This window comes from Paenibacillus campi, from assembly GCF_034659835.1.
In the GTDB taxonomy this organism is placed as follows: Bacteria; Bacillota; Bacilli; order Paenibacillales; family Paenibacillaceae; genus Saccharibacillus; species Saccharibacillus campi.
In genome coordinates this window covers 119,166-130,940 of record NZ_JAXSQZ010000001.1, presented here as the reverse complement: position 1 = coordinate 130,940, position 11,775 = coordinate 119,166, and the positions used below count along the sequence as shown (strand labels likewise).

At 42.8% G+C, this 11,775-nt stretch carries 10 protein-coding genes and 1 riboswitch; of the genes, 6 read left to right on the top strand and 4 right to left on the bottom strand.

The window, feature by feature from the left end; translation table 11 throughout:
* Positions 1–125: 125 nt before the first annotated feature.
* From U1I11_RS00475 to U1I11_RS00460, 4 genes are all read right to left on the bottom strand, one after another.
* Positions 126–944: a hypothetical protein gene (locus U1I11_RS00475; RefSeq protein ID WP_322902916.1), complete on the bottom strand. Its 819-nt coding sequence runs from the start codon at positions 942–944 to the stop codon at positions 126–128.
* Positions 945–1,133: 189 nt separating this feature from the next.
* Positions 1,134–1,757 carry an imm11 family protein gene (locus tag U1I11_RS00470; protein ID WP_322902915.1) on the bottom strand — a complete coding sequence of 208 codons (624 nt, stop codon included), beginning with the start codon at positions 1,755–1,757 and terminating at the stop codon, positions 1,134–1,136.
* Positions 1,758–1,872: 115 nt separating this feature from the next.
* Positions 1,873–2,694 (bottom strand): imm11 family protein, encoded by an 822-nt coding sequence (locus tag U1I11_RS00465; RefSeq protein WP_322902912.1) that lies wholly within the window; start codon positions 2,692–2,694, stop codon positions 1,873–1,875.
* A 40-nt stretch (positions 2,695–2,734) separates the two neighbouring features.
* Positions 2,735–3,028, bottom strand: coding sequence for a hypothetical protein (locus U1I11_RS00460; RefSeq protein WP_322902910.1), 294 nt, complete (start codon positions 3,026–3,028; stop codon positions 2,735–2,737).
* A 746-nt stretch (positions 3,029–3,774) separates the two neighbouring features.
* Positions 3,775–3,818: riboswitch (PreQ1 riboswitch) on the top strand.
* A gap of 814 nt (positions 3,819–4,632) precedes the next feature.
* Between U1I11_RS00460 and queC the strand changes: the two genes are divergently transcribed.
* From queC to budA, 6 genes are all read left to right on the top strand, one after another.
* A complete protein-coding gene (gene queC, locus U1I11_RS00455) occupies positions 4,633–5,373 on the top strand; it encodes a 7-cyano-7-deazaguanine synthase QueC (protein ID WP_322902908.1) in 741 nt (246 codons plus the stop codon).
* A complete protein-coding gene (gene queD, locus U1I11_RS00450; protein ID WP_322902907.1) occupies positions 5,370–5,858 on the top strand; it encodes a 6-carboxytetrahydropterin synthase QueD in 489 nt (162 codons plus the stop codon). Before queC ends, queD begins: the two co-directional genes overlap by 4 nt.
* Positions 5,859–6,004: 146 nt before the next feature.
* Positions 6,005–6,742, top strand: coding sequence for a 7-carboxy-7-deazaguanine synthase QueE (queE, locus tag U1I11_RS00445; RefSeq protein WP_416235588.1), 738 nt, complete (start codon positions 6,005–6,007; stop codon positions 6,740–6,742).
* A 420-nt stretch (positions 6,743–7,162) separates the two neighbouring features.
* Positions 7,163–7,660, top strand: a complete 498-nt coding sequence (gene queF, locus U1I11_RS00440; RefSeq protein WP_322902905.1) for a preQ(1) synthase — start codon at positions 7,163–7,165, stop codon at positions 7,658–7,660.
* A gap of 1,050 nt (positions 7,661–8,710) precedes the next feature.
* Positions 8,711–10,417: an acetolactate synthase AlsS gene (gene alsS, locus U1I11_RS00435; protein ID WP_322904423.1), complete on the top strand. Its 1,707-nt coding sequence runs from the start codon at positions 8,711–8,713 to the stop codon at positions 10,415–10,417.
* A 391-nt stretch (positions 10,418–10,808) separates the two neighbouring features.
* Positions 10,809–11,534: an acetolactate decarboxylase gene (gene budA, locus U1I11_RS00430; RefSeq protein WP_322902904.1), complete on the top strand. Its 726-nt coding sequence runs from the start codon at positions 10,809–10,811 to the stop codon at positions 11,532–11,534.
* The last annotated feature ends 241 nt before the right edge of the window (positions 11,535–11,775 follow it).

Here is an 11,775-nt window from a genome sequence, read left to right as displayed (position 1 = left end):
TTGGGTGTCAGCATTGAGTCTGCTGACACCGTAATTAAACATTGGCTTGCTAAGATAGTAAATAAAAGATACCAAACAACCAATTTTTTCAAAATAATTCCTCCAATGGATTACGCTGTGTATTTTTATATATCAGTTCGCTCTGTTTCATACCACTTCAAGGCAAATAATTCTTGAGGAATCGTAGTAGTGAAAAAGAAATGATAATCCAAACTTCTACGCAATTGCCCGAAAATGCGATCTCCATCTTCTGTTAATTGAACTTTCCAATGAGCACTTGCATAAGCTTTCCCATGTTGCAAACCTTCTTCTACCTGCTTCCAATTATAATAAGCTCCTACTTCAATATGGTTCGAAATGAAATCCTGATATTGCGCGGTCACTTTAGGATTAGGGTCTTGCCAAGTTTCAGAATCGTATAATAATTCAAAGAAAATCCCACCTATATCATTCTCTAGAATGATATTCACGAAATCTTCCGAAACATAAATATGATGATTTAATTCAGGAATACGAAAGATATAGCGTTGCTTGGAATGCGTTAACCAATTGTTATCAAACACATAGACTTGGTACTGTCTTATTAAATCCAGAATTTCGATCCGCTCCGATATAGCGTGACGATGATCGATACGATCCAATATATTTAATATGTTCATTAAAAAATAATCATATTCCGGATGTTGTACAAGCAGAAATTGCACTTGTTCGCCAACTAATGGTACGAGTAAATCAACAATATCTTTTCTCCATAAAGCAGAACCACTTGTAAAACTCCCGAAATCTGTATATTCCCCTTCTATTGCTGTTTCTACTTTGAATGGTTTCCAATCCTTTATAAATTCTCCCTTGAATAGCTTATCACTGAGTTCATCTCTGGCTTTCTTATCCCTTGAAGACTTCATAATCGATACTTCACCTAAATGTAATTTATAAATTTTCATAGACATTTACCCCTTCTCCACTTGAACATGTCCATCATAGAGAGCATCTTCAGTGTTAATCGCAGTGATACAAATATTGGGTGTAAGCATCGAATCTGCTGACTACGTAATCAAACATTCGTTTGTTGTAATAGTAAACAATCAATCCATACAAATCATTGCTTCCAAATACCTTCTCCCATTAATATTCTATGGCGTATCTTCATTAATCTTACGAACGGCTTCGTCGTACTTCTGCTCAGTGTGTTCATAATCCACTTCAGAATCCCATATGAGTTCAAAATCGGGTCCACTAATGTGATGCTGTTCAAGGAATTGTTTAAATTGATCTGTAGCATAACAAGACTTATGAGAAATTGCCTCAATTCTAAAAATTTTCAAGTCTTGTTCCATGCTAAATATCCGCTCATCAAATACAATTTTTTCGTAATCAATAAATGTTCCACGCTTGGAATATTTACGAATTGATTTTTCCTCGTCGATGCAATTGACGATATTGAGCACATTGCAAATATAGTATGTAGTGTCATCTTTGGCATCGGAAGACTGAAAGTCTAATGGGAGAAACTCTACTTGGTCTCCTAAAAAAGGTTCTAATAATGCCTTTGTTTTGTGACTAACTACTGGAGCTTTCAATAAAAAACTAGCGAAATCTTTTTTCTTACGCTTTCCTCCTTTAACTTCTACCGGGATAGGTGTCCAACAATCCAGCAATGATCTTCCATCTATTTGATCTAAAATATCGTGGCTACTTTCCTCTATCGTAACTACTTTCACATTATTTTCATTACTCCACATTTCCCAAATTTTCATTGGATAGCCTCACTTATAGAAGTATAGTTTTGTTAATTGTTGCAACACTGCGTCACCTTTTAATAGCACTATTCTTCGTTGTTGTAAAATCCCCAACCACCTACTACTCGCATCCTCATAGATCACTTTCTTTCCATTTCAAATCAAGCAAAATCGGCGGAATATACAACGGCTGCATAAACTCATAATTCAGATCAGGAGTGAGCTTGCCTAGCAAAAAGTTTTGATTCGCATCATATTTAATTTTCCAATGATCACTAACGGCACATTTCCCTTGCTTCAGAAGTTCGATCGTTTCTGTCCAACTCAAAATGAGTTGAGGGTCTTCATTAATCTTACGAACGGCTTCGTCGTACTTCTGCTGAGTGTGTTCGTAATCCATTTCAGAATCCCATATGAGTTCAAAATTAGGTCCACTAATGTGATGCTGTTCAAGGAATTGTTTAAATTGATCTGTAGCATAACAAGACTTGTGAGAAATTGCCTCAATTCTAAAAATTTTCAAGTCTTGTTCCATGCTAAATATCCGCTCATCAAATACAATTTTTTCGTACCCGCGAAATGTCCCACTCTTAGAATATTTTCGGATCGACTTTTCTTCATCTACACATTCGACAATACGAAGTACATTACAAATGTAAAATGAAGATGTATCTTTGGGATCGGAAGACTGAAAGTCTAAGGGGAGAAATTCAACTTGATCGTCCAAATATGTTTCTAACAATGCTTTAGTTTTTTGATTAACTACAGGAGCGTTTAACAAAAAAATCGGAAAGTCCCTTTTTTTGCGTTTGCTGCCTTCAATTTTCACAGGAAGGGGCATCCAGCCATCAAGTAATGATCTCCCATCTATTTGATCCAATATTTCTGGGCTCTTCTCAGTTGTCGTAATTAACCCTAGATTATTCTCATTATTCCATAGTTTCCAAATCCTCATTTTTCTCCTCCTAAATAACAACTCTATTTAGCTGTGTGTCTTATAATGATTTGCTTTTTTGCGTTTTCAAAAGCTGTTCTAATTTAAAATATAATTGTTTATCTTCTTCGTTAAATGTCACATTCAAACTTAGCATAAAATCTTGATACAATCGCAATTGATCTTCAAGTGATTCAATTTCTTTGACTGTGAAGTTATCTAGATATGTTTTATTGCGAACTAGATGATACAACATATCTAAACAGTTCAGTCTGACCCCTTCTATAACAAGCATTCCATCTAAAAAAAGTTCTCGTAATTCTTCAATTAATTCTATTTCATATTTGGAAAACATATCCATTCTCCTTATGTTTAGTTTTACTCTTATATCAATACTTTTGCCTTTAATTTTTTCCTATTGCAATATAGCTAATATGTCGTCCATTAATCTTGCAATTGTGTCCAAATCACGTTTCCAAATGGCATCATTGATAATGAATTCTTGTACTTCTCTCCAATTCTGTGCTTTTTTAATGTTAAACAGCTCTAAAACAAGTTCATGAAAGCTGTATCACTCTCATAATCTTTAAACTCCTGTGTAACTTCCAACAATCCAGCATAATCGCCAGCCATAACACTACAAGCTTCTACAAAAAATCTAAACCTTGAGAAATCTTATGTATCCACATTCACTTCTCTTTAAAATGTCGAATAGCCCAGAAAAGTTCATAGTGTGATGCAGATATACGTTCAATAAAATAGAATCGATCTGACACCACATTTAAGCGGGTCAAGCTATTGGTTAAATATTCATCTTTATGTATTTTAACACGAATCTATGACGTTTTATTTCTCTAAACTTTAGATGTTTTTATGAAAATATTTTTTATATTCATATCGATACATAGCAGATATGGAATTATTATTTACATAGTTCAATGCCCCTTTTTACATACTTCGATTCTACTTTCACCTTCCATCTTCACACAAATATGCTATACTAGTTAAGCGATTTTTGGATACCGCATCCTGAACAGAAGAAAGTCCGACGTTGTTGAATAGGAAACTGTGCTTGTAACGCATTATCGTGCCGGCAACAACGCGGGAGAGGTTCGCGAACTCCCTCTATAAAAAACTAAAACCGCCTTGACGGTAGGCTGAAGGAAATGGCATGGTCATTTTTTCGGTGTACAGGCAAGGTCTGTTTTTGCATTTCTGTTTTGTGTTTGAAATGCCTATAGATTATGTTCATGAATCTCTCGCTTCCCGAAGGACGACAGAGATAGCAGTTGGAAGATGCTGTGCTAGTGCAGACGTGCAGTCCGCGTTATGACAGCGATATAGATCACCATTTATTACGACGACAAGCAACCTGTTAGCCTGCGATGGCTAAGGTGCCTGTTATTCAACATTACCGCATCTTACATTGATATTGACGAATAGTTGCCTTTATTTATGCGATTACGATCGGCATAGCAATGCAATAGCGCATCGTGTTCATGCTCGGTTCGGCAGTGGAACGCGATGGCGTATCGCTTTCATGCTCGGTTCGGCAGTGGAACGCGATGGCGTATCGCTTTCATGCTCGCTTCGGCAGGGGAACGCAATGGCGCATCGTGTTCATGCTCGCTTCGGCAGGGGAACGCAATGGCGCATCGTGTTCATGCTCGCTTCGGCAGGGGAACGCAATGGCGCATCGCTTTCACGCTCGGCTCGGCATAAGCACGCAATAGCGTATTGCTTTCACGGCTCAGCTCCGCATAATAGCGCTCATGCTAGCTTCGCAGTGGCACGCAAGTACGTTCAATATCTATTCGGCTCACACAGAGCCGATCTGTCTCGTATCGATGTCGTTTGTTGATCAGTTAGTCGTTGAATCCATGTGATCTTGGCTCCAGTGGAGTGTTCTTTCCTGTTATGCTCACCGATACCCTTTTAAGGAAATGGAGAGATTTTTTTATGCTTACAAATGAAAAAGCGGTTGTCGTATTTAGCGGTGGCCAGGATAGTACGACTTGCCTGTTTTGGGCAAAAAAGCAGTTTGCTGAAGTGGAGCTGGTGACGTTTAACTATGGTCAGCGGCATAGCGCCGAGATCAAAGTCGCGCAGCAAATTGCTAAAGAGCAAAGTTTGCAGCATACGATTCTTGATATGAGTTTGCTCAATCAGCTTGCGCCTAATGCGCTCACTCGCTCGGATATTGACATTACACATGAAGAAGGCGCGCTGCCGAGCACATTTGTCGATGGACGTAATTTGCTGTTTTTAAGCTTTGCGTCGATTTTGGCGAAACAAAAAGGGGCGCGTCATATCGTAACTGGTGTCTGTGAAACCGACTTTAGCGGTTATCCGGATTGCCGTGATATTTTCGTCAAATCACTGAATGTGACGCTGAATTTGTCGATGGATCACCAATTTGTTATCCATACGCCATTAATGTGGATCGATAAAGCGGAAACGTGGAAAATGGCGGATGAGTTAGGCGTATTCCAGTACATCCGTGAGCGTACACTCACTTGTTACAATGGCATCGTGGGCGACGGTTGTGGCGAGTGTCCAGCATGTAAACTGCGTAAAGCAGGTTTGGAGCAATATTTGCAACAACGCAAAGCGACAGCTCCGTCCAAACGCGCTTCAATTGAACTGGACGATGCGGATACTCCGGCTTCGATTTCCCATTCGGGAGGAACGGTACGATGAATCAGCCTGGGCCATTTCGCATTGTCGAGAAGCTGCAACAATATGGCACCGACATTACGCATGCACAGCTGCAGTATCACCGTAAGCGTGTGCTAGTGAATAAGGAATTTACGTTTGATGCCGCCCATCATTTGCATGCTTATGAAGGTAAATGTATGAATTTACACGGACATACGTATAAAGTTATTTTTGGCATTAGCGGCATTCCGTCAGCTAACGGGATTGTGGTTGATTTTGGCGATATTAAAACGATTTGGAAAGAGCGGATTGAGCCGTATTTAGATCACCGTTATTTAAATGAAACACTGCCACCGATGAATACAACGGCGGAAAATATGGTCGTCTGGCTATATGAGCAAATGGAGCTGGCACTGCAAAGCGAGCCGTATGCCAGCGCGGTCGAAAGTGGACGGACGGAGTTTGTGCAATTGTATGAGACACCGACAAGTTATGCCGAAGCTAGACGGGAGTGGATGGGCGAATGAGTAAAGTTTGGGCTGCTCGTGCTAAAAGCGATACTACCGATATTCGTACTGATTGTCATAGCGGTACGGCTAAGGCAGGTGCTGCTAAAGCTACTGCTTCCATCCCGGTGCTGGAAATTTTCGGGCCGACCGTACAAGGTGAAGGTATGGTGATCGGGCAAAAGACGATGTTTGTGCGTACGGCTGGCTGCGATTACCGATGTAGCTGGTGCGATTCGGCGTTTACGTGGGACGGTAGTGCCAAAGACCAAATTCGCAAGCTAAGTGCCGAGCAAATTTGGGCGGAGCTGCAAGCGATCGGCGGCGACCGTTTTGGTCATGTGACGATTTCTGGCGGCAATCCGGCATTGCTCGGTTCGCTTGGTGAGCTAGTGCGTTTGCTGCGTGACAACGGGATTCGTACCGCTGTAGAAACGCAAGGCTCACGCTGGCAAGACTGGCTGCTTGGCATCGACGATGTGACGATTTCACCCAAGCCGCCAAGCTCTGGCATGTCAACCGATTTTGCCTTACTGGACGATATCATTCACCGGCTCAGCCGCAGTTCGGTCGAGTCGATGATGCAGCAGATTATGTTTGCTGACGAAGATGAACAAACCGGCGTGCTGCAAGCGATCAACCAGCAGGTGAGTTTGAAAGTCGTTATTTTTGATGAAGCTGATCTTGATTATGCAGAGCAAGTGCATCTGCGCTATCCGTCGCTTCCATTTTATATGCAGACCGGTAATCCGGATGTGCTGCGAGAGGAAGACGATATGGCGGCATCGCTGCTACGTCGTTATGAATGGTTGATCGAGCGGGCGATGGAGCGTCGTTCATTTAATGATGCGCGTATTTTGCCACAGTTGCATACGCTCGTATGGGGGAACAAACGCGGGGTATAGGGTAGCGGTCAACTACGCATGCCAGACAAAGGTTTAACTGCGATGACACCAGTAGCATAAAGACGAAGTATAATTTCAATTTTGATTGTGTGCTAAATTGTTTATCAATAAGTGCTTGATCCGGCTTCAAAATTCAGCTTAATCTCGGTCAAAACAGTAGTTTATCTCAAATCAATTCAGCGTATGTCGATCGTATCATTGCTTGATCACCAACGCGTTTAGTTAGGTGCATGCAAACCTGATTTTATTGGAGACATCCTACTTGCGATCCTTCATCCGGCGACGAAAGCAGTTAGCTGAAGTAGCGTATCTGCGTCATAATAACCAGTTCATGTGCAACACGTATTTACAGCGATATCGGTTGACACGCATATAATGATGCAAGTCATCCACAATGATCTTATAAAGGAGCTTTTACCTATGGCAGGAAGACAGCAAGATGAGATGAAAGACCTGACATTGCTTGGCAATCAAGGTACACAATATACATTTTCGTACGATCCGGGCGTACTGGAAAGCTTTGATAACAAGCATCCGTACCGCGATTATTTTGTTAAATTTAATTGCCCTGAATTCACCAGTCTGTGCCCGATTACAGGACAGCCGGACTTTGCGACGATCTATATTAGTTATATTCCCGATCAGAAAATGGTCGAAAGCAAATCGCTCAAGCTGTATTTGTTTAGCTTCCGCAATCACGGTGATTTCCATGAGGACTGCATGAACATTATCCTCAACGATCTGGTGAAGCTAATGGAGCCACGTTATATCGAAGTATGGGGCAAATTTACCCCGCGCGGTGGCATTTCCATCGATCCGTACACCAACTACGGCAAACCAGGCACCAAATACGAGCAAATGGCGGATCATCGGCTGATGAATCACGATATGTACCCGGAGACGGTCGATAATCGTTAATTGTACGTATGAGAACCACTATTCTTTGCGCAAAGAGTAGTGGTTTTTCGTATGTTTTTATGCATATTTTATACATATTGCAGGTCGTTTTAAATTCATGTTCATACGTTGCGCTTTGTTTCTGTTTACCCTTTTCTTTCTTTATTCAGGCGTAACATACCGTTTGCTTATTCATGAAAACATTGTATTTTTTAAGCAATATACTTCGCTTTAAATTGGAAAAAATCGTTTTTCTTGCTCCTATTCGCTGCTCCGTCATAATATGAATACTTTACCTTTTTCTATCAAAATTCGTTATATTCCTTCAAAAACGATCAAATAACCGCATTTCATTAAACTCAATATAAAATTTTGGACATATGATATCTATTTGTCCATACTACTCTTTTTGTTATCGCTTCCAGTTAATACTTTAAATTTTAACTGTTGATTTTACTTTTTATGGTAATAAAATAGAAATGTACTCTTTTCCATATTTACATGTAAATACAGAAAAAGAATCTTGGATAGAACAGGTTCTGTTCATGAGACAGAACAAGACAAAATAAAGAGGAGATGGAGAGATTGAGTACAAAAACAGCAAGTATAGACACAGCTAAAACCGAACGGACTAATGCAACATCGACTACGACGGTAGTTAACGGTGACACAGATCGAGCGTATACCGACTTATCGGTCAAGGAAGTGAACAACCACACCAATACTGCTGCAACAGCGGCTGAAGCTAACAATCAGGCAAACGCCGCTGCATCAATAGCTACTGAAACTAACAGCTCAACAAACAACGCTACGTCAGGAGCTACTGAAGCTAACAACCAAACAAATAACGCTGTATCAGAAGCTACTGAAGCTAACAACCAAACAAACAACGCTGCATCAGAAGCTACTGAAGCTAACAACCAAACAAACGCCACTGCATCAACAGCTACTGAAACTAACAGCTCAACAAACGCCGCTGCATTAGGTGCTGCTGAAGCTAATGAAACCTACAGTGCAACAGCAGCAGTCGCTACCACTGAAGCACCTGTAGTTTCCACTAGCAATCTGCATATGCCTAATGAGCATCAAGCGAATGAAGCTGCTGCCAAGCCGGCTGTGCAAAAGCAGACGACTGGAGCGGATATGGTTGTTGATACGTTGATCGCACAAGGTGTGCAATATGTGTTTGGCATTCCGGGCGCCAAAATCGACCCGGTTTTTGATGTGCTGCAAGAACGTGGACCACAACTAATCGTATGTCGGCATGAGCAAAATGCCGCATTTATGGCAGCAGCTGTTGGACGACTGACCGGTAAGCCGGGCGTATGTCTTGTCACCTCCGGGCCAGGCGCCTCCAATCTAGTTACTGGGCTGGTCACTGCCAATTCGGAAAGTGACCCGGTCGTAGCGCTTGCTGGTGCTGTACCACGCAGTGCCAGTCTGAAACGTACCCACCAATCGATGGATAATGCCGGTCTGTTTGCACCGGTTACTAAATATAGCGTTGAAGTCGGTCATCCGGACAATGTTGCCGAGGCGATCACCAACGCATTTCGTGAAGCGTCCGCTTCGCAGCCGGGCGCAGCTTTTGTCAGTCTGCCAACCGATGTGTTGCTCAGTGAAGCGAAGCCGTTTCATTTTCAATCGTCGGCTATGCCGCAATTGGGCACTGCTCCTGCTGCGCTAATCGATGAAGTATGCCAGCACATTCGCAATGCCAAACTGCCGGTATTGCTGCTCGGCATGAAAGCAAGTGCTCCTGAAGTTACGACAGCGGTACGTGAGCTCATTCGTCATACCGATTTGCCTGTAGTGGAAACATTCCAGGCGGCAGGTGCGATCTCACGCGAGCTGGTCGATCATTTTTACGGACGGGTCGGTCTGTTCAGCAATCAGCCGGGCGATCTGCTGCTCCAGCAAGCTGATCTGGTGCTAACCATCGGTTATGATCCGATCGAATACGATCCGTATCAATGGAATAAAGACGGTCAACGCCTTGTCTATCATCTGGACAATCGCAAAGCGGATATCGACCAAGATTATCAACCACAGCTTGAGTTGATCGGTAATATCGCTATGAATGTACAAGCATTAACACCGAAGCTGCACGGTTTGCGACTAAGTACAGAAGCGCAAGCGCTATTGGCGCCACTGCAAAACCGTTTGAATCAGGATGATCTAAGCTATACAGCGTCTCATGATAACCGGGTTCACCCGCTCTTTTTCATCCAAACGCTGCGCAAGCTGATCGACGATGATGTGACCGTTACGTGCGATGTCGGTTCGCATTATATTTGGATGGCACGTTATTTCCGTTCATATGAACCGCGCCGCCTGCTGTTCAGCAATGGCATGCAAACACTCGGTGTCGCGTTGCCGTGGGCGATCGCTGCCGGACTCGTCAATCCGCATGAAAAGGCGGTATCTATTTCCGGCGATGGCGGTTTCCTGTTCTCGTCGATGGAATTGGAAACGGCGGTTCGTCTGCAAACGCCGATGGTGCATATCGTCTGGAATGATGGTACGTACGATATGGTCGCCTTCCAGCAGGAAATGAAATATGGACGCACATCTGGTGTACATTTTGGCAATGTCGATATCGTCAAATATGCGGAAAGCTTTGGCGCCAAAGGCATGCGTGTCCATGAACCGGGCGAACTGGAATCCGTACTGCGTGAAGCGCTACAGCAGCAAGGCCCAGTCGTGATCGATGTGCCGATCGACTACAAAGACAATATTAAGCTTGGACAAAAGTTGCTGCCAGGTACGACCAACTAACAGCAGCTGGGCATACAGCCTGACCTCTAGCTTAGAGGTCAGGCTACTCCCTTGTTTTCGTTCAATAGCTAATCCTTTGTCTTCGTTCCATCGTGTGTTGGATGCTTACGAATGGACGAATCCATCCACTCAAAGGGTTACCTCAGCCTAGGATTTGACGAACACAGTCTACGATGATGCGAGCGGCTGACCGTTCTTGTTTGTCAACTCCATCCGAAGTTGACGAAGACAGCTTGCAATGATGCGATGTATACGGTCAGCACAATGGCAATGATGCCTTGGCTGCTCGCTCATATCGTTCAAGCATAAACGCTTCACTATAAAGCAAAGTTCTAATGAATGATGCAATGGAGGACAGATTAGCACGATCCATATAAAGGAGAGAATAAACATGAGTAATCATACAGTATATCAAGCGTCGACGATGGTTGCGCTACTTAGCGGGCTATATGATGGAGCGATTACATTTGAGAAATTGCAACAATATGGCGATTTCGGAATCGGTACATTTCATCAATTGGATGGTGAAATGATCGCGTTTGACGGTGAATATTATCATCTGTACCCGAACGGAACAGCGCGCAAAGTGGAATTGCAGGAATCGACTCCATTTTCGACCGTTACTTTTTTTGAACCAGAGCAGACGTTTGAGCTAAACGGAACGTTTACGCGCGGGCAGTTGGAACAAGTGCTGAATGATCGTTTATCCAGCCCGAACATTTTTCATGCGATTCGGATTGAAGGTACATTTCGTGAGGTGAATACGCGGACGGTGACGCATCAGAGCAAACCGTACAAACCATTTGTCGAAGTGACCAAATCGCAGTCCTCGTTCCATTTTGAACGGACGAACGGTGTGATTGCCGGGTTCTGGACACCTGCTTTTGCACAAGGAATCGGTGTGGCGGGGTATCATCTGCATTTTATTAATGAGCAGCGTAACGGTGGCGGGCATGTACTCGATTTTGTCGTGGAAAAATGCAAAATTTCTATTTGCAGCAGTGAGCAATTCAATCTGCTGTTGCCTGGCGATGACAGCTACTTGAACGCTGATCTGCATACTGCTGATTTGGAGCAAGCGATTTTGACAGCGGAAGGTGCCGGGGTAGGGGTATAAGCCTATCGTTTGGATGCTGGGACAATAGGTTCGTGCATTGTTTCACTTTCATTCGTCGTAGATGTAGCCTTATTGGTAAACAGGTTGGTGTAGATGGAAATCTAATTTTTACTTGCGGCAATTTACCAGTACGCCGACCAAGTTGATTTTTAACTTTGATTGTAGACTGAAATCGTTACAAATAAAGCTTGAATTTTAAAGCTTGAATCCGCCTCAAAATTTATCGTAATCTCGGTCATAC

What these genes read in the sequence shown, in the direction of transcription:
- queE (WP_416235588.1), top strand. Translation starts at nt 6,005, where the DNA reads ATGGTGATCGGGCAAAAGACGATGTTTGTGCGTACGGCTGGCTGCGAT.
- U1I11_RS00460 (WP_322902910.1), bottom strand. Translation starts at nt 3,028, where the DNA reads ATGTTTTCCAAATATGAAATAGAATTAATTGAAGAATTACGAGAACTT.
- U1I11_RS00465 (WP_322902912.1), bottom strand. Translation starts at nt 2,694, where the DNA reads ATGAGGATTTGGAAACTATGGAATAATGAGAATAATCTAGGGTTAATT.
- U1I11_RS00470 (WP_322902915.1), bottom strand. Translation starts at nt 1,757, where the DNA reads ATGAAAATTTGGGAAATGTGGAGTAATGAAAATAATGTGAAAGTAGTT.
- queC (WP_322902908.1), top strand. Translation starts at nt 4,633, where the DNA reads ATGCTTACAAATGAAAAAGCGGTTGTCGTATTTAGCGGTGGCCAGGAT.
- queF (WP_322902905.1), top strand. Translation starts at nt 7,163, where the DNA reads ATGGCAGGAAGACAGCAAGATGAGATGAAAGACCTGACATTGCTTGGC.
- alsS (WP_322904423.1), top strand. Translation starts at nt 8,711, where the DNA reads ATGCCTAATGAGCATCAAGCGAATGAAGCTGCTGCCAAGCCGGCTGTG.
- queD (WP_322902907.1), top strand. Translation starts at nt 5,370, where the DNA reads ATGAATCAGCCTGGGCCATTTCGCATTGTCGAGAAGCTGCAACAATAT.
- budA (WP_322902904.1), top strand. Translation starts at nt 10,809, where the DNA reads ATGAGTAATCATACAGTATATCAAGCGTCGACGATGGTTGCGCTACTT.
- U1I11_RS00475 (WP_322902916.1), bottom strand. Translation starts at nt 944, where the DNA reads ATGAAAATTTATAAATTACATTTAGGTGAAGTATCGATTATGAAGTCT.